General features: G+C 70.6%; 14 protein-coding genes. 12 read left to right on the top strand and 2 right to left on the bottom strand.

Annotated features, from left to right (window positions below):
* Window positions 1–4 precede the first annotated feature (4 nt).
* Together OXR63_RS04385 and OXR63_RS04380 are read left to right on the top strand one after the other, a co-directional pair.
* Window positions 5–421 (top strand): cytochrome c oxidase subunit 4, encoded by a 417-nt coding sequence (locus OXR63_RS04385; RefSeq protein ID WP_267420338.1) that lies wholly within the window; start codon window positions 5–7, stop codon window positions 419–421.
* Window positions 422–588: 167 nt separating this feature from the next.
* Window positions 589–1,962, top strand: coding sequence for a glucose-6-phosphate dehydrogenase (locus tag OXR63_RS04380; RefSeq protein ID WP_267420336.1), 1,374 nt, complete (start codon window positions 589–591; stop codon window positions 1,960–1,962).
* Between the two features lie 303 nt (window positions 1,963–2,265).
* On the opposite strand, the gene OXR63_RS04375 is transcribed toward OXR63_RS04380, so the two are convergent.
* On the bottom strand, window positions 2,266–4,194 hold the full coding sequence (locus tag OXR63_RS04375; protein WP_267420334.1) for a glycoside hydrolase family 15 protein: 1,929 nt from the start codon (window positions 4,192–4,194) through the stop codon (window positions 2,266–2,268).
* Window positions 4,195–4,211: 17 nt separating this feature from the next.
* Complete coding sequence (locus tag OXR63_RS04370; RefSeq protein WP_267420332.1) at window positions 4,212–5,294, bottom strand: App1 family protein; 1,083 nt, start codon at window positions 5,292–5,294, stop codon at window positions 4,212–4,214.
* A gap of 144 nt (window positions 5,295–5,438) precedes the next feature.
* Here OXR63_RS04370 and OXR63_RS04365 point away from each other — a divergent pair, with 144 nt between their 5' ends.
* The 10 genes from OXR63_RS04365 to leuS all read left to right on the top strand — a co-directional run bounded on the left by OXR63_RS04365 (window position 5,439) and on the right by leuS (window position 18,356).
* On the top strand, window positions 5,439–6,086 hold the full coding sequence (locus tag OXR63_RS04365; RefSeq protein WP_267420331.1) for a TetR/AcrR family transcriptional regulator: 648 nt from the start codon (window positions 5,439–5,441) through the stop codon (window positions 6,084–6,086).
* A 238-nt stretch (window positions 6,087–6,324) separates the two neighbouring features.
* Entirely contained in the window at window positions 6,325–7,251 is a 927-nt protein-coding gene (locus tag OXR63_RS04360; protein WP_267420330.1) for an ABC transporter ATP-binding protein, read from the top strand.
* Window positions 7,248–7,964 carry an ABC transporter permease gene (locus tag OXR63_RS04355; RefSeq protein WP_267420329.1) on the top strand — a complete coding sequence of 239 codons (717 nt, stop codon included), beginning with the start codon at window positions 7,248–7,250 and terminating at the stop codon, window positions 7,962–7,964. Before OXR63_RS04360 ends, OXR63_RS04355 begins: the two co-directional genes overlap by 4 nt.
* Complete coding sequence (locus OXR63_RS04350) at window positions 7,961–8,689, top strand: ABC transporter permease (RefSeq protein WP_267420328.1); 729 nt, start codon at window positions 7,961–7,963, stop codon at window positions 8,687–8,689. Before OXR63_RS04355 ends, OXR63_RS04350 begins: the two co-directional genes overlap by 4 nt.
* Window positions 8,686–9,609, top strand: a complete 924-nt coding sequence (locus OXR63_RS04345) for an ABC transporter substrate-binding protein (protein WP_267420327.1) — start codon at window positions 8,686–8,688, stop codon at window positions 9,607–9,609. Before OXR63_RS04350 ends, OXR63_RS04345 begins: the two co-directional genes overlap by 4 nt.
* 269 nt (window positions 9,610–9,878) lie before the next feature.
* Window positions 9,879–11,291 carry a cytochrome ubiquinol oxidase subunit I gene (locus tag OXR63_RS04340; RefSeq protein WP_267420326.1) on the top strand — a complete coding sequence of 471 codons (1,413 nt, stop codon included), beginning with the start codon at window positions 9,879–9,881 and terminating at the stop codon, window positions 11,289–11,291.
* A 1-nt stretch (window position 11,292) separates the two neighbouring features.
* Window positions 11,293–12,297: a cytochrome d ubiquinol oxidase subunit II gene (cydB, locus tag OXR63_RS04335; RefSeq protein WP_267420324.1), complete on the top strand. Its 1,005-nt coding sequence runs from the start codon at window positions 11,293–11,295 to the stop codon at window positions 12,295–12,297.
* 11 nt (window positions 12,298–12,308) lie between these two features.
* Window positions 12,309–14,006, top strand: coding sequence for a thiol reductant ABC exporter subunit CydD (gene cydD / locus OXR63_RS04330; protein ID WP_267420323.1), 1,698 nt, complete (start codon window positions 12,309–12,311; stop codon window positions 14,004–14,006).
* Window positions 14,003–15,700 carry a thiol reductant ABC exporter subunit CydC gene (gene cydC / locus OXR63_RS04325; protein ID WP_267420322.1) on the top strand — a complete coding sequence of 566 codons (1,698 nt, stop codon included), beginning with the start codon at window positions 14,003–14,005 and terminating at the stop codon, window positions 15,698–15,700. The genes cydD and cydC overlap by 4 nt, the downstream gene beginning before the upstream one ends.
* A 100-nt stretch (window positions 15,701–15,800) precedes the next feature.
* Window positions 15,801–18,356 carry a leucine--tRNA ligase gene (gene leuS, locus OXR63_RS04320; protein ID WP_267420321.1) on the top strand — a complete coding sequence of 852 codons (2,556 nt, stop codon included), beginning with the start codon at window positions 15,801–15,803 and terminating at the stop codon, window positions 18,354–18,356.
* Window positions 18,357–18,512 lie beyond the last annotated feature (156 nt).

Below are 18,512 nucleotides of genomic sequence, written 5' to 3'. Positions count from 1 at the left end.
GGCGATGCGCGCCAACGTCAACCTGTTCTGGATCCTCTTCGGGTTCTTCATCCTCGCGGACGCCGCGTACACGATCTGGTTCCGCATCAACCACGGCGGGTGGGAGCCGGTCGGCACGATGGGCATCGGCCTCGTCGGGGTCATGTCGGCGTTCATCGCCTTCTACCTGCAGCGCGTGCTGTCGGCCCAGGGCGGGGACCTGCCCGAGGACCGTCAGGACGCCAACATCGAGGACGGCGACGCCGAGCTCGGGCACTTCAGCCCGTGGTCGTGGTGGCCCATCCTCCTGGCGGCCTCGGTCTCGATCATCTTCCTCGGTGTCGCAGCCGGCCTCTGGATCGTCCCGATCGGCGTCGCGTTCGTGACGATCACGCTCGTCGGCTGGGTCTTCGAGTACTACCGCGGCAACTTCGGGCACTGACCCGCACCTGACGCGCTTCGGGCGGCACCACCTGGTGCCGCCCGAACTGCGTCCGGACGACCTTCCCGGCTGTGGATCGTGACAGCGTTCCAGCCTGGGGAATCAACCGGTCCAACGACGGCTTGAGCCACGCGGACCCATCCACCTCGCGAAAGGAGTCACCCCCGGTGACCGACAAGCGCACTCTCATCATCTTCGGCGCGACGGGCGACCTCGCCTCCCGCCTGCTCCTGCCGGGTCTCGGCACGTTCCTGCAGAGCGGCCGTTCCGTCCCCGTGCAGCTGATCGGGACGGGCCGCAGTGAGCGCAGCCCCGAGAAGTGGAAGGACATCGTCACGACGTCCTTCGCCTCGCAGGACGTCAAGGGCCCTGAGGTCGACGCGACCATCGAGTCGACGACCTTCATCCAGGGCGACCCGACCGACCCCAAGCACCTCGAGGCACTCCTCGCGGCTGCCGAGCACGAGCCGATCCTCTACTTCGCGCTCCCGCCGCAGATCGCCTCCGACATCTGCGAGGCGCTCGAGCACGTCGAGCTCCCGGAGGGCACCACCCTCGCGTTCGAGAAGCCCTTCGGCACCGACGTCGCGAGCGCCAAGGCCCTCAACGAGACCGTGCTGAAGCTCGTCCCCGAGGACCGCGTGCACCGCACCGATCACTTCCTCGGCCGCACCACGGTGCTCAACATCATCGGTCTGCGCTTCGCGAACCGCCTGTTCGAGCCCATCTGGAACGCGGAGAACATCGAGAAGGTCGACATCTTCTACGACGAGACCCTCGGTCTCGAGAACCGCGCCCAGTACTACGACGAGGCCGGCGCGATGGTCGACATGATCCAGTCGCACCTGCTGCAGATCCTCGGCATCGTGACGATGGACGCCCCCGCGGAGATCGACTCGGTCGAGTTCCGTTCGTCCCTCGCCCGTGCGCTCCGGTCGACCCAGCTGAAGGGCGACGACGCGAAGATCGCCTCGCGCCGCGCGGTGTACACGGCCGGCACGATCGACGGCAAGGACCTCCCCTCGTACCAGGAGGAGGACGGCGTCGACCCCTCGCGTCAGACCGAGACCCTCGCGGAGATCTCCGTCGAGGTGGACACCGCCCGCTGGAAGGGCGTCCCGTTCACGCTGCGCTCCGGCAAGGCCCTCGGCAACAGCCGCAAGGAAGTCCTCATCACCTTCAAGCCGGTCCCGCGTCTGCCCTCCGGCCTGAGCGGTCGCCCGAAGACGGACACGCTCCGCATCGTGCTGAACCCGGACGAGATCGAGCTGACCGTGTCGGCCAACGGTGGCGGCAACCCGTTCGAGATGGGGCAGATCACGCTGTCCTCGTCCTTCAGCGACGGCGAGCTCACCCCGTACGGCGAGGTCCTCAACGGCATCTTCCACGACGACCCGCTGCTCTCCATCCGCGGTGACGTGGCCGAGCGCTGCTGGGAGATCGTGGAGCCGGTCGTCGCCGCCTGGAAGGCGAACGACGTCCCGCTCGAGGAGTACCGCGCCGGTTCGCGCGGCCCCGCGGACTGGGAGTCGTCCTCCTGAGTCACCCCGTGCCCTGAACGGGCACACCGCACAGACGGGAGGCCCGGTGCCAGCTGGCACCGGGCCTCCCGTCTGTCTGTGCCCGCGTCTCCGAGGGCGACGTTCCTTCCCATCGCACGCGGAGTGGTGAGCGGGATCGCGCGTGGGAGGTGGGAACGAACGACCCGCCACGCGCGGGACGACCCGCCACGCGGGGGACGACTCGCCACGCGCGAGATGACCCGCCACGCGGGGGACGACCCGCTACGCGCGGAACGACCCGCCACGCGCGGGGCGGGTCCCGCGCGCGGGACCCGCCCCGCCTCAGGCGGGCGTGCCGGCGAACCCGGCGAGGCCGCCCACGCCGGTGGCCGCGCGCGTGCCGCCGTCGTGCTGGGGGAGCCGCGTGCGGTGCCCGGAGACGGCACCCCGTGCCCGCTGGATGGCGTCGGCGGCCGACACGAGCGTCAGGTGACTCAGTGCCTGCGGCGTGTTGCCGATGTGGTGCCCGGTGGCGACGTCGATCTCCTCGGACAGCATCCCGACGTCGTTGGCGTACCCGACGAGCACGTCCATCAGGCGTTCGGCGTCCTCGATCCGGCCGGACGCTGCGTACTGCTCCACGAGCCAGAACGAGCAGGCGAGGAACGGGTGCTCGCTGCCGCTGAGGCCGTCGAACCCGGCCGACGTGCGGTAGCGCAGCACGAGGCCGTCGGTGCCCACGCGGAGGTCCTCCTCGATCGCGGCGACGGTGCCGAGCATCCGCGGGTCGGTCGCCTTGCAGTACCCGATCTGCGGCAGCACGAGCAGGCTGGCGTCGACCTCGTCGGTGTCGTAGTGCTGCCGGAACGCGCCACGCTCGGCGTTCCAGCCGTGCTCGTCGATCTCGGCACGGACGGCGGTGCGGAGTTCGCGCCAGCGTTCGACGGGACCCTCGAGCCCGAACTCCTCCACGGCGGCGACCCCGCGGTCGAACGCCGCCCAGATCATCGCGCGGGAGTGCGTGAACGAGCGCCGGGGCCCGCGCATCTCCCAGATGCCGTTGTCGGGCTCCTGCCAGTGCTGTTCGACGAAGCCGAGCAGTGCGCGCTGGAGTGCCCACGAGTCCGCGTTCTCCTCGACACCGAGTTCCCGGGCGTCGTGCAACGCGGCGAGGACCTCGCCGAAGACGTCGCCCTGGTACTGCGTGGACGCGCCGTTGCCGATCCGCACGGGGGTGGAGTGCGCGTACCCGGCGAGGTGGGGGAGCTCCCGCTCGGCGAGTTCGCGTTCACCGGCGATGCCGTACATGATCTGCACGTCGGCGGGGTCGCCCGCGATGGCCCGGAGCAGCCAGCCGCGCCAGTGGGTGGCCTCGTCGCGGTACCCGTGGGCGATGAGGGACGCCAGGGCGAGCGAGGCGTCACGGAGCCACACGTAGCGGTAGTCCCAGTTGCGTTCTCCGCCCGGGTCCTCCGGGAGGCTCGTGGTCACGGCCGCGACGACCCCACCGGTCTCGGCGTGGGTCATCGCGCGGAGGAGCAGCAGAGAACGGCGGGTCGCGTCGGCGTAGCGACCCTCGACGCGGGTCTTGCCGGCCCACGCGCGCCACCAGGCTGCGGTGGCTGCGAGGGCGGGCGTCACGTCGAGGGGCTCGGGCGGTTCCCGGTGCGACGGGTACCAGGTGAGCTCGGTGTCGAGCACGTCGCCGTCGTGGATGGTCGTCGTCGCGACGTGCCGGTGGTCGTCGGCACGGAACCGGACGCCCCGGACGATGACCGATCCCGGTCCCGCGGTGGCGACGAGGGCGGGGTCGTCGTCGTCCCCGATCTGCCGCACCCAGGGGAGCGCGGAGGCGTAGTCGAAGCGGATGCGCAGCGTCTGCCGCATCTCGACCGACCCCTGCAGGCCCCGGACCCGGCGGACGACCGCGGCGCGGTGCGCGTCGATCGGCATGAAGTCGGTGACCTCGACGATGCCGGAGGCGGTGGTCCAGATCGTGGTGAGGACGAGGGTGTCCTCCTCGTAGCGCCGCTCGGCGGTGGCGTCGGGGTCGGTCGGGTGCAGCGACCAGTGGCCGTCGTGCTCGTCACCGAGCAGGGCCGCGAACGTCGACGAGCTGTCGAAGCGCGGCAGACACATCCAGTCGATGGTCCCGGCTCGGTCGACCAGGGCGGCCGTGTAGCAGTCCCCGATCATCGCGTGGTCCTCGATGCGCTGTGTCATGCCCCGATCGAACCACCTGGCACCGGGCGTCGACCCGTCTGCGTGCACGGGCGCTGAGGATCGGCTCAGTCGGACTCGGCGGGGCCGGCCTGATCAGCTCGGTCGAGCTCGACGAGCCCGACCCGCGCGAGCTCCGCCCAGAGTCCGGCGCCGTCGGGGGCGTACACCCACGGGGCTGCCGAGTCGCGGGAGCGTTCCTGCGCGCGGGAACGGCCACCGGCGAGGACGGCCTCGCTCGTGGAGAGCTGCCGGATCGCGACACCGGCCACGTTCTCCGGGTGTTCGCGGGCGAAGTCGCCGTACAGCGCCTCGTCGTGCTGGCCGTCGTCCCCGACGAGCAGCCACCGGACGTCGGGGAAGTCACGCGCCAGGCGCCGCAGGTTGTCGTGCTTGTGCAGCTGCCCGCTCCGGAAGAAGCGGTCGTGCGTGGGGCCCCAGTCGGTGAGCAGCAGCGTGCCGGACGGGTACATGTTCCTGGTCAGGAAGCGCTGCAGCGTGGGCGCGACGTTCCAGGCGCCGGTCGACAGGTACACCGAGGGGGAGCCGGCGTGCTGGGCGAGGACACGTTCGTACAGGACGCTCATCCCGGGGACGGGGCGTCGTGCGTGCTCGGTCACGACGAAGGAGTTCCACGCAGCGAGCATCGGGCGGGGGAGCGAGGTGACCATGACGGTGTCGTCGATGTCGGAGAGCAGGCCGAAGCGCGTGTCCGGGTGCACGACGAAGACGGCGGCCTCGGCCTCCCGCTGCCCACCGGCCGACAGGCGGATCGTGTGCCAGCCGGGTTCGAGGTCGATCGGCACGATCGTGTCGACGACGCCGCCGCGGTCGGACTGCACCGTGTGGGTCGAACCACCGGCGGTCACGGTGACCTCGGCGTGGTCGACCGCGACGCTCGTGAAGGTCTTCCAGCCTCGGACCCCGGTGAAGGAGGCGTCCGAGGCCAGCCCTCGGCGGGTCAGCAGCACGCGGCAGAGGACCCGGATCCACCCGGGTGCGCCGTACCCGGTGTACGGGATGACGGTCGGGACGAGACCGTGGCGTCTGGCACGCTGTTCGCGGAACTCCTGGACGGCGTCCTCGATGCGAGCGGCCCGGTGGAGGATCGGCTCGGGGAGCGACAGCTCATGGGACCTCGGGTCGGGCATCGGGCCATCATCCCATGCGCCACTGTCCGGTTGTCGTCGGACGGAGTTCGACACCCCGGGAATCGCAGGGATGTTCCAGCCGGTCTCTGCGAGAGTTGCCCCCGACAGACAATCAGCCCGCGGTCACCGCGAGAAGGAGAACACGTGCTCGTCACCGAGGTCACGAACGCACTGCCGGGGGGATCATCACTGCTCAGGAACGAGCCGGTCCAAGCCCGCAGTTCGGCACGCCTCGCCGGACTCCTCGACGCCGCCGCTGCGGTCATCGACGAGATCGGGTTCGAACGGCTCACGACCGCCATGGTCGCCGAACGAGCAGGGGCGTCGATCGGCACCGTCTACCGCTACTTCCCGGACCGCATCGCGGTCGTCGAGGCCCTCGCGATCCGCTGCACCCAGCGGCTCGCGGAGAAGTTCCTCGAAGCCCTCGAGACCTCCGGCGCCACCACGTGGCAGGCGGCCTGCGACGCCTTCATCGCGATGACGTCGGAGATGTACCGCACGGAGCCCGGCTTCCGCGCGATCCGCTTCGGTGACGCCACCGAGTCCGGCGTCGGCGACGACGAGGACCGCATGGCCGCCCTCGGCGGCGCGGTCGGCGGCATCATGCGCGAGCGCTTCGGCGTGCCGGAGAACGAGGCGGTCGACCGCGCCTGGGTCGTCCTGGCCGAGTCCGGCCACGCCGTCCTGGCACGCGCCCACCGGGACCGCGACCACCCGGACCAGGCCCTGATCGAGGCCTACCGCACGATGACCCGCGGCTACATGGAGTCGGTGATCGCGGCCTCCTGACCGTCGACCCGCCCGTCCGACACGCCGTGCGTCAACCGGACCACCCGCCACCCGCGTCTCCTGCCAGGAGGCGCGGGTGGCGTCGTTCCTGCGGCCTCCGGGGCACTGCGGTCGCCCCCAGATCGGGGCGCAGGACAGGAATTCCGGTCACGGTTCGTCACCGGACGCGGCCAGTGTCGGTCCTGGCGGGTACTCTCCTCGGAGTCGGGCTACCTCCTACCAGAAGGGCACCCACCCCATGATCGAATTCCGCTCGGTGCGCAAGACGTACCCGGACGGCACCAACGCCGTCGAGCGGTTCGACCTCGTCATCCCCTCCCGCACCACGACGGTCTTCGTCGGGTCCAGCGGCTGTGGCAAGACGACGTTGCTCCGCATGATCAACCGCATGGTCGACCCCTCGTCGGGCTCGGTGTCGATCGACGGCGACGACGTCGCCGGCGTCGACCCGGTCAAGCTCCGCCGCAGCATCGGCTACGTGATGCAGAACGCCGGACTGCTGCCACACCGCAAGGTCGCGGACAACATCGCCACGGTGCCGCTCCTGACCGGCGTGTCCAAGCAGGACGCCCGCAAGCGCGCGCTCGAGCTGATGGACACCGTCGGACTGGACCGTGCGTTCGCCGACCGGTACCCCTCGCAGCTCTCGGGCGGACAGCAGCAGCGCGTCGGTGTCGCGCGTGGTCTCGCCGTCGACCCGAACATCCTGCTCATGGACGAGCCGTTCGGCGCAGTGGACCCGCTCGTCCGCAGCGACCTGCAGGACGAGCTCATCCGACTGCAGCGCGAGCTCGGCAAGACCGTCGTCTTCGTCACGCACGACATCGACGAGGCCTTCAAGCTCGGCGACCAGGTCGTCATCCTCAAGAAGGGCGGGGAGATCGCCCAGATGGGCACCCCCGCCGAGATCCTCTCCGAGCCGGCCGACGACTTCGTCGCCAACTTCATCGGGGCCGGCCGTGGCCGACGCGCACTCCGCATCGAGCAGACGCCGACCGGCCCGATCGTCGTCGACGGCGACGGCCGTGCCGCCGGAGTCCTGACCGGTCCCACGGCGGTGGTCGACGCCGCCGCTGCCGTGCCGTCCACCCTGCCCGCGACCGACGAGGCCGGAGCGTCCCACGACGCTGCGGGTGCTCCGGCGCAGGGTGGGGGTCCGAGGTGAACTGGGTGCTGTCGAACCTCGACACGATCGGGGACGACACCGTGGCGCACCTGGCGATCGCCCTGCCGCCCATCATCATCAGCTTCGTGCTGTCGATCCCGATCGGCTGGCTCGTCGTGCGTCTCCGGCGTCCCGGTGGCGGGCAGGTCACCCGCGGCGTCGGCGGCGGCATCGTGACCTTCGCCGGTCTCCTCTACGCGATCCCGTCGCTGCCGCTGTTCATCGCCCTGCCCAGCATCATCGGCACCGGCCTGCAGGACCCGGCGAACGTCGTCATCGGCCTGACGCTGTACGGTCTGGCGCTCATGGTCCGGTCGACCGTGGACGGGCTCGAGTCCGTCGACGCCGCGACGACCGGCGCCGCCACCGCGATGGGGTACTCCGGCGTGCAGCGGTTCTTCCGCGTCGACCTGCCCCTGGCCGGACCGGTGCTCCTCGCCGGCCTCCGGGTCGTGGCGGTCTCCACGATCTCGCTCACCACGGTGGGTGCGGTCCTCGGGATCACCAGCCTCGGCTCCCTCTTCACCGACGGCATCGGCCGCGGCATCACCGAGGAGATCGTCGCGGGCATCGTGATGGTGCTCGTGCTGGCCTTCGCGGTCGACGGCCTGCTCGTGCTGCTCGGCCGCCTGGTCATGCCGTGGACCCGGAAGTCCTCCGTGTCCCGGCGTCAGGCCCGTCGCGTGCTCCAGGCAGCGGAGGTGACCTCGTGATCATCGGACAGGCCTTCGGTTGGGTGTTCGACCCCGCCAACTACACCGGCTTCAACCCCATCCCCGCGCGGCTGTGGGAGCACGTGTGGATCTCGCTGCTCGCGGTGCTCATCGCCTCGGTCATCGCGGTGCCGCTCGGCTACCTGATCGGCCACACCGGTCGCGCCCGTGGTCTCGCGATCGCGCTGTCCGGCGGCATCCGCGCCCTGCCGACCCTCGGCGTGCTGACCCTGTTCGGGCTGTTGCTCGGCGTGAACCTGCAGGCGCCGCTCCTGGCGCTCGTCGTCCTGGCGATCCCCTCGGTGCTCGCCGGTGCCTACGCCGGCATCGAGTCGGTCGACCCCGTCACGGTCGACGCCGCCCGCGCGCAGGGCATGACCGGGTGGCAGATCCTGACCAGGGTCGAGATCCCCCTCGGACTGCCGCTGCTCATCGGTGGCATCCGTGCCGCCGTGCTCCAGGTCGTGGCCACCGCGACGCTCGCCGCCTACGTCGGTTCCGGCGGGCTCGGCGGGTACGTGTTCCTCGGGCTCAAGACCCAGGACTACGCCATGATGCTCGGCGCCTCCATCCTCGTGATCGCCCTCGCGATCGCGTTCGAGATCGTCTTCTCCCTGCTGCAACGGGTGGTGGTGCCCGCGGGCGTCTCCGGCCGCGAAGCCGGGCGACGCAAGGGATCGCGCGAGCGAGCCCGCAATCCCATCCCGGAAGGAAATCCCTCGTGATCACAGCACCCAAGATCCGCGTCGGCGTCGCTGCCGCGCTGGCGGTCGGCGTCGTCGCCGCCCTCGCCGGCTGCGCGTCCAGCAACCCGCTCGACAGCGGTTCGAGCGCCTCGTCCGACTCGAAGACCATCGTCATCGGCTCGCAGCAGTACTACTCGAACGAGATCATCGCCGAGCTGTACGCCCAGGTCCTCGAGAAGGACGGCTTCGACGTCAAGCGCAACTTCAACATCGGCCAACGCGAGGTGTACCTCCCGCAGCTGCAGAAGGGCGCCATCGACGTCATGCCGGAGTACAGCGGCAACCTGCTGCAGTACTACGACAAGAAGTCGACCGCGAAGACCGCGTCGGAGATTGCGTCCGGGCTCAAGGAGTCGCTGCCGAAGGGCCTCCGCGCCCTCGACTCGGCCGAGGCCACCGACCAGGACAGCTACACGGTCACCAAGGCGTTCTCGGAGAAGTACGGCGTCACGAGCCTGTCCGACCTGTCCAAGGTCAAGGACTCGCTCACCGTCGGCGCGAACTCCGAGTTCCAGACCCGCCCCTACGGACCCGAGGGTCTGAAGTCCCAGTACGGCGTCGACGTCGACTTCAAGGCGATCGAGGACTCCGGCGGGGCCCTGACGGTGAAGGCGCTCAAGGACGACACCGTCCAGCTCGCCGACATCTACAGCGCGGACCCGAGCATCAAGGCGAACGACTTCGTCTCGCTGAAGGACCCGAAGAACCTCATCCTGCCGCAGAACGTCACGCCGGTCGTGTCGAGCAAGGTGAGCGACAAGGCCGCTGCCGACATCGACAAGGTGAGCAAGGTCCTGACGACGGACGAGCTCATCTCGCTGAACGCCAAGAGCACGGCCGACAAGGAGAAGGCGTCGACCATCGCCAAGGAGTTCCTGACGGACAAGGGCCTGCTGTAACCAGCGGTTCCCCCTCCTCCAGACGACAGGCGTCGGGCATCAGCCCGGCGCCTGTCGTCGTTCCTGGAGCACATCCGTTCGGCACGGTTGTGCCGATCAGGGGCGATGCACGTTCGTGCACGCGAGGGTTCTACAACTTGTCGAAGGGGCGTCAGGAGCGCTAGCGTGGAGGTGTCCCGAGGGCGTGACAGACACCAGAAGTACCCCCCTCCACAGGAAGCAACTGACGTGCCTCAACAGCGCGCGGCGTTCCCGACCGGTACCGCCGCATGAACGACATCCTCGATCCCCTGATCCTGTCGCGGTGGCAGTTCGGCCTCACGACGATCTACCACTTCCTGTTCGTCCCGCTGACGATCGGCATGGCCGTCGTCGTCGCGACGTTCCAGACCGCGTGGTACCGGACCGGCCGGGCGCACTACCTGCAGCTCACCCGGTTCTTCGGTCGCGTGTTCCTCATCAACTTCGCGATGGGGGTCGTCACGGGCATCGTGCAGGAGTTCCAGTTCGGCATGAACTGGTCGAACTACTCCCGCTTCGTCGGGGACGTCTTCGGCGCTCCGCTCGCACTCGAGGGCATCCTGGCCTTCTTCTTCGAGGCGGCCTTCATCGGCGTCTGGATCTTCGGGTGGGACCGGCTGCCGAAGGGCCTGCACCTCGCGAGCATGTGGTGCGTCAGCGCCGGCACGATCATGTCCGCGTACTTCATCATCGCGGCGAACGCGTTCATGCAGCACCCGGTCGGCTACGTCATCAACCAGGCGAAGGGCCGCGCGGAGCTCACCGACATCTGGGCCGTGCTGACGAACAAGGTGGCCCTCGCCGCCTTCCCGCACACGCTGTTCGCCTGCTTCATGGTCGCCGCCGGCGTGGTCATCGCGGTGGCGAGCTGGCACCTGGCCCGCAACCAGAACCTCGAGACGATGATGCCGGCGCTGAAGTTCGGTCTGTGGACGATGGTCGCGGCCGGGGCGCTCACGGTCCTCACCGGCGACCAGCTCGGCCTGACGATGGTCGACACCCAGCCGATGAAGATGGCCGCGGCCGAGGCGCTGTACAACACGGCGACCGGCAAGGACGCCTCGTTCTCGGTGTTCACGCTGGGCACGCCGGACGGCGTGCACGAGCTCTTCTCGATCCGCGTGCCCTACCTGCTCTCGTTCCTCTCCACGCACACCTTCAACGGCACCGTCGAGGGCATCAACGACCTGCAGGCCCAGTACACGCAGGTGTACGGCCCGGGCAACTACAAGCCGGTCATCTGGGTCACGTACTGGTCGTTCCGCTGGATGATCGCCCTTGGTGTCGGCGCGGTCATGGTCTCCCTGGCCGGGCTGTGGCTGACCCGCAAGGGCCGCTTCCCCCAGCAGCGGTGGGTCTGGCGGATCGCCACCTGGGCCGTGCCGCTGCCGATGGCCGCGATGATCATGGGCTGGGTCTTCACGGAGATGGGCCGCCAGCCCTGGCTCGTGTTCGGGCTCCTCCGGACGAGCGACGGCGTCTCGCCGAACGTGACCGGGCTCGAGGTCCTCGTCTCGCTGGTCGTGTTCACGCTCATCTACGGGTCCCTCGCGGTGGTCGAGTTCCGGCTCATCAAGAAGGTCGCCCAGGAGGGCCCGGCCGCCCCGGCCGAGGTCGACGAGACGACCGGCGAGGTCAAGCACGAAGTGACGGTGTACTGAGATGGACCTGCCCGTTCTCTGGTTCGCGATCGTCGGACTCTTCTTCGTCGGCTACTTCGTGCTCGACGGCTTCGACTTCGGCGTCGGCATGGCGCTCCCGTTCCTCGGGAAGGACGACACCGACCGTCGCGTCATGATCAACACGATCGGCCCGGTCTGGGACCGCAACGAGACCTGGGTCATCGTCGCCGGCGCCTGTCTCTTCGCAGCCTTCCCGGAGTGGTACGCCACCATGTTCTCCGGCTTCTACCTGGCGCTGCTGCTCATCCTGGCGGCGCTCATCCTCCGCGGCGTCTCGTTCGAGTACCGGCACCAGGACAAGCAGCGCTCGTGGAAGCGCCGCTTCGACCTGATGATCATCGTCGGCAGCGCCGTCCCGTCCTTCCTCTGGGGCGTCGCGTTCGGCAACGTCGTCCGTGGCATCCCGATGGACAGCGGCCACAACTACACCGGCACGCTCTTCGACCTGCTCAACCCCTTCGCGCTGCTGACCGGTGCGGCGACGCTGCTCGTGTTCTTCACGCACGGCGTCGTGTTCATCGCGCTGAAGACCGAGGGCGACATCCGCGAGCGGGCCAAGCGCCTGGCGACCCGCGCCGGCATCCTGACGATCGTCGTCGCCGCCCTGTTCCTCGTGGCGATGGCGTTCGTGCGGGCGACCCCGGCGTCGCTCGTGTGCTCCGTCGTCGCCGCGCTGGCCCTCGTGCTGGCGGTCCTCTGCAACGCCTGGGGCCGCGAGGGCCGGGCGTTCACGCTGATGGCCGTGACGATCGCCGCGGTGGTGCTGGCGATGTTCACCGCGATCTTCCCGGACGTAATGCCCGACTCGGTCGACCCGGCGAACAGCCTGACGGTGACCAACGCCTCGTCCGGCACCTACACGCTGACGGTGATGAGCTGGGTGGCGCTGGTCTTCGTGCCGCTCGTGTTCGCGTACCAGGCGTGGACCTACTGGGTCTTCCGCAAGCGCGTCTCCCGGGCGCACGTCACCGCCGCGGCGCACTAGGCAGGCCCGCGATGAAGCCGCTCGACCCGCGCCTGCTCCGCCTGTCGCGCTCAGCGCGCGGCTTCATCGCGGCCGCCGCCGCCACCGGTCTGCTCCGCACCGTGGCCACCATCGCCATCGCGTGGGGGATCGCGGCGGCGGTCACCGAGGTGGTCGACGCCGTGCACCACGGCGGCGTGGTCCCCGGGGCGTTCGTCCCGACGCTCTGGCTGCTCGGCGGAGCCGTCGCACTCCGCGCCGTCGCCGCCTGGGCGACCGACGACCTGGCGGGTCGGGCGGCCGCGACGGTGAAGCGCGAACTGCGCCGGATCGTCCTGGCCCGCGCGGCCGAACGGGGTCCCGCCTGGCTCGCGGAGCGCTCGAGCGCCGGGTTCGCGACGACGCTCGGCCCCGGGCTCGACGCGCTCGACGCCTACTTCGGGCGGTACCTGCCCCAGCTCGCCCTGACCGCGGTCGCCACGCCCGTGCTGCTCGTGGCGATCGGGCTCGGCGACCTGACGAGCGGGCTGATCGTCCTCTGCGCCCTGCCGGTGGTCCCGGTGTTCATGATCCTCATCGGCCTGGCCACGCAGAGCTTGCAGCGCCGCCAGTCCGACGCGCTCGCCCGGCTCGGCGGGGCGTTCACCGAGGCCGTCGAGGGCCTGGCGACCCTCAAGGTGTTCGGTCGTGCCCGGCGGCAGGTCGGCCGCATCGCGACGGTCACGGACGAGCACCGCCGCGGCACCCTCGGCGTCCTGCGGCTCTCGTTCGTCAGCGGCTTCGCGCTCGAGCTCGCCGCCAGCCTGTCCGTCGCCCTGGTCGCGGTGACGATCGGCATCCGGCTGGTGGACGGCTCGCTCGGCCTCGGCGCCGCGATGTTCGTGCTGGTCCTGGCGCCGGAGGCCTTCGCGCCGATCCGCCAGGTCGGCGCCGACTTCCACGCCGCCCAGGACGGCGTCGAGGCCTCCACCGCCGTCCTCGACGTCCTCGACGACGCGCGCCACGAGCACGACGACCACGACACGCACGATGAGCACGGCGGACAGACCGAGCACCACCAGCACCACGGCGCCCACGACGACGACCGCTCGGCCGCCGACGCCCTGGTGCTCGACGGGCTCACCGTGCGGCGCCCCGACGTCGTCGTCGGCCCCGTCGACCTGCACGCGCCCCACGGCACCGTCGTCGTCCTCGCCGGACCGAGCGGCTCCGGCAAGTCGAGCCTCATCGCGGCGATCCGCGGCGTCCTGCCCCACGACGGCACGGTCGTCGTGCCCGGCACTGCCGGCACCACCCGGGACGACCGCATCAGCTGGGCGGACCAGCGCCCCCGGCTCGTCCGCGGGACGGTCGCCGAGAACGTCGCGCTCAGCGCGACCCCCGAGCCCGAGACCGTGGCACGCGCGCTCGGTGCGGCGGGGCTGGGAGTCGACCCGGGCCTCCAGGTCGGATCCGGCGGAGCCGGTCTCTCCGGCGGCCAGGCCCAGCGGGTCGCCTTCGCGCGGGCACTGTACCGGCACGACCGCTCCGGCACCCGACTGGTGCTGCTGGACGAACCGACGTCCGCGCTGGACGCCGAGGCCGAGGCCCACGTCCTCCGGACCGTCCGACGACTCGCCGACGACGGTGCCGTCGTCGTGGTCGCCAGCCACCGTCCAGCCGTCATCGCGGCGGCCGACGTCCGCATCGACGTCGGCAGCCCCGCACCGGTGCAGGGAGTGCGCGCATGAGCCGGGTCACCAGCCGGGAGGCCCGTAGCGGCTCCGTCCTCCGTCTCGCCATGCCCCGTGGTCCGGTGTGGGGACGAGCCGTCGCCGCCGGCGCCCTGAGTGCGCTCTGCGCGGTGGCCCTGCTCGCCGCGAGCGGCTACCTCATCACCCGTGCGGCCGAACACCCGCCGATCCTGTACCTGACGCTCGTGATGGTCGGGGTGCGCGCGTTCGCACTCGGCCGGGCGGCGCTGCGGTACGTGGACCGGCTCGCGGGGCACGACGCGTCGTTCCGGCAGCTGGCGGTCGTCCGCACCGAGACGTACCGGCGACTGGCGTCGATCGCTCCTGCTGGCCTCGGCTCCACCGGGCGCGGTGACCTGCTGACACGGCTCGTGACCGACACGGACCGGCTGCAGGACCTGCCGATCCGGGTCGTCGGGCCGCTCGTCTCCGCGGGCGTCACGGCGGTGCTGTCGGTCGTCGCGGTCGGCCTGGTGTCGGTGACGGCGGCGCTCGTCCTGTTCGTCGCGCTCGTGGTCGCCGCGGCGCTCGGGTCCGTCGTGACGGCGTCCATCGCCCGGCGGAGCGACGCCGAGACCGCGGCAGACCGGGGCCGAGTCGCCGACCTGGTGCTCGACACCGTGCGGACGCTCGACGTCTTCGCCGCGTACGGCACGCTCGACGAGCGGCTCGCGCACATCGACGCCCTCGATGCCGGGGTGACCCGTGCCGTCCGACGTCGTGCCAGCGTCGAGGCCCTCGTCGGGGCGCTCGTCGGGCTCATCGGTGGCGGTGCCGTCGTCGGGGTCCTCGCCGTCGGGGCGCCGGCGGTCGTGTCCGGCGCGCTCAGCGGACCACTGTGGGCGCTGGCGGTCTTCGTGCCGCTCGCCCTGTTCGAGGTCGTCGGCACCGTCCCGCTCGCGGTGCTCACGTTGCGGCGGGTCCGGGCAGCCGCCGACCGGGTGGAGCACGTCGTCCCGGCGACCATGCCCACCGGGGTCGTGCCGGAGCCCGACGCCGAGGCAGCACCCGAGGACCTGGTCGTCGAGGGTCCGGTCAGCCTCGCGGTGCGCGACCTGACCGTGCGCTGGCCCGGGTCCGAGGTCGCCGCGGTCGACGGGGTCTCGTTCACCCTGGAGCCGGGCGAGGTCGTCGTCCTCGAGGGGCCGAGCGGCGCGGGGAAGTCGACCCTCGTGGACGCCCTGGTCCGGTTCGTCGACCACGACGGGTCGTACACGCTCGACGGCGTCGAGGCCCGCACGATGCACCCCGACGCCGTCCGCGCCCGCGTCGGCCTGATCGAGCAGGACCCGTTCGTGTTCGACCAGTCGGTGCGGCAGAACCTGCTCTTCGCGAAGGAGTCCGCCACCGACGACGAACTGCTCGCGGTCCTGGCACGCGTCGGCCTCGGCGACTGGGTCGAGCGGCGGGGCGGGCTCGACGCCGGCGTGGGGGAGCGCGGTGGACTGCTGTCCGGCGGGCAGGCGCACCGGCTCGCGCTGGCCCGGGCGCTGCTGCACGCGTTCCCGGTGCTGGTCCTCGACGAACCCACCGCCGACATCGACCCCGACCTCGGCGACGCACTGCTCCGTGACCTCGTCGCCACGGCGCAGGCAGCGGGCCGGACCGTCCTCGTCGTGTCGCACGTGCCGGTGCCGGCCGCCCTGGTGACCAGGACCATCCGGATGCGGGACGGCCGCGTCGCGGCCTGAACGCCCCGGTGTCCCGCACCGTCGCACCGGCCTTGTAATCTTGGGGACCGGCGCACGTCCGCGCGACCTGCACCGCGCCTCCAGACCGATTGAGAGTTCCGTGACCAACGAGCAGCACGTCGAGGACCCGAACGCCTACGACTTCCGTCGCATCCAGGACAAGTGGCAGGGGCGCTGGGAAGAGCTCGGCCTCTTCACCGCCGACCCCGACGACCGTCGTCCGCGGAAGTACATCCTCGAGATGTTCCCGTACCCGTCGGGCGACCTGCACATGGGCCACGCGGAGAACTGGGCGCTCGGTGACTTCGTGGCGCGCTACTGGCGGCAGCAGGGCTTCAACGTCCTGCACCCGATCGGGTGGGACTCGTTCGGCCTGCCCGCGGAGAACGCGGCGATCAAGCGCGGCGTCGACCCGAAGGACTGGACCTACGCGAACATCGCGCAGCAGAAGGCGTCGTTCAAGCGCTACGCGCCGTCGTTCGACTGGTCGACGGAGATCCACACCTCGGACCCCGAGTACTACAAGTGGAACCAGTGGCTGTTCCTGAAGATGTACGAGAAGGGCCTGGCCTACCGCAAGGACAGCTGGGTCAACTGGGACCCGGTGGACCAGACCGTGCTGGCGAACGAGCAGGTCCTGCCCGACGGCACCTCGGACCGCTCCGGCGCCGTCGTCGTCAAGAAGAAGCTGACGCAGTGGTACTTCGGGATCACCGAGTACGCCGACCGGCTGCTCGACGACCTGAACCAGCTCGAGGGCCGCTGGCCCGCCAAGGTCATCGCGATGCAGCGCAACTGGATCGGCCGCTCGGTCGGGGCCGACGTCGACTTCGTGATCGAGGGCCGCGACGAGCCCGTGACCGTCTTCACCACCCGACCGGACACCATCCACGGCGTGACGTTCCTCGTCGTGGCGCCGGACTCGGACCTGGCCGCTGAGCTGGTCGCTCCTGGTTCCCCGTCGGTCCGGCAGGCCTTCGACGACTACCTGGTGGCGACGCAGAAGACGTCGGAGATCGACCGGCAGAACGCCGACCGCCCGAAGACCGGCGTGCCGCTCGACCGGTTCGCGATCCACCCGCTGACGGGGGAGCGCCTGCCGATCTGGGCCGCCGACTACGTCCTCGCCGACTACGGCCACGGCGCGGTCATGGCCGTTCCCGCGCACGACCAGCGCGACCTCGACTTCGCGCGGACGTTCGACCTGCCCGTGAAGGTCGTCGTCGACACGAACGCCGCCGTCACGGGCGCCATCCCGGTGATCCCCGAGGGCGCGACGCTCGACGACTTCGACATCCCCTCGCTCGACCCGGTCAGCACGGGCCAGGCACTCACCGGCACCGGTCGGATGATCAACTCCGGACCGCTCGACGGCATGAGCAAGCAGCACGCGATCACCGCGGCGATCACGCTCCTCGACGAGCGCGGGACGGGTCGAGCGGCGAAGACGTACCGTCTGCGCGACTGGCTGATCTCGCGCCAGCGCTTCTGGGGCACCCCGATCCCGATCATCCACGGCGAGGACGGCACCGAGTACCCGGTGGCTGAGGACCAGCTGCCCGTCGTGCTGCCCCCCACCGAGGGCCTCGACCTGAAGCCGAAGGGCACGTCGCCCCTCGGCGGTGCGACGGACTGGGTGAACGTGCCGAACCCGGTCGACGGCACCCCCGCCAAGCGCGACGCCGACACGATGGACACGTTCGTCGACTCGTCGTGGTACTTCCTGCGCTTCCTGTCCGCGAACGACGACACCCAGGCCTTCGACCCGGCGCTCGTGAACAAGTGGGCACCCGTCGACCAGTACATCGGCGGCGTCGAGCACGCGATCCTGCACCTGCTGTACGCGCGCTTCGTCACGAAGGTGCTGTTCGACCTCGGCTACCTCGACTTCACCGAGCCGTTCTCCGCGCTGCTCAACCAGGGCATGGTGCTCTCCGGCGGCTCGAAGATGTCGAAGTCGAAGGGCGGCGTCTCCCTCGGCGACGAGCTCGACGCGCACGGTGTCGACGCCATCCGCCTGGTGATGGGCTTCGCCGGTCCTCCGGAGGACGACATCAACTGGGAGGACGTCTCCCCGGCCGCCTCGGCCCGGTTCCTGGCACGCGCCTACCGCCTTGCGACCGACGTCACCTCGACGCCCGACGCCGTGTGGGCCGAGGGGGACCGGGCCGTCCGCCAGGTCACCCACCGGTTCCTCTCCGACGCCCCCGGGCTGATGGAGTCGTTCAAGTTCAACGTCGTGATCGCACGGCTGATGGACCTGGTGAACGTCACGCGCAAGGCGATCGACAGCGGCCCCGGTGCCGGCGACCCCGCCGTCCGCGAGGCCGTGGAGACCGTGGCGCTCGGGCTGAGCGTCTTCGCGCCGTACACCGGCGAGGAGATGTGGCAGACGCTGGGCTACGACGCCTCGGTCGCCACGTACGGGTGGCGCAAGGCCGACCCGACGCTGCTCGTGCAGGAGACCCTGACCGCGGTGGTCCAGGTCAACGGCAAGGTGCGTGACTCGTTCGAGGTGTCGAAGTCGATCGAGGCCGACGAGCTCGAGCGGCTCGCGCGCGCGTCGAAGTCCGTGCAGCGGTACATCGGCGACCGGGAGGTCGTGAAGGTCATCGTGCGGGCGCCGAAGCTCGTGAACATCGCCATCAAGGGGTAGTCCACTCCTCCACATGCGCCGGGCCACGTCGTTCGTCCACGGTGTCGCTCGTCGGGGCCCGGTCGTCTGACCGGGCTCCGTAGCGTTCCGGCCATGTCCCGGTTCACGCTCTCGCCCCGCGCGGCGCTCGTCGTCGCCGGCGTGGTGGTGGTCGTC

Origin of the sequence: Curtobacterium sp. GC_Cur_3, from assembly GCF_026544205.1 — a bacterium.
Taxonomy (GTDB): Bacteria; Actinomycetota; Actinomycetes; order Actinomycetales; family Microbacteriaceae; genus Curtobacterium.
The sequence above is the reverse complement of the archived record's forward strand: the minus strand, read 5'-3'. Positions and strand labels throughout refer to the sequence as shown.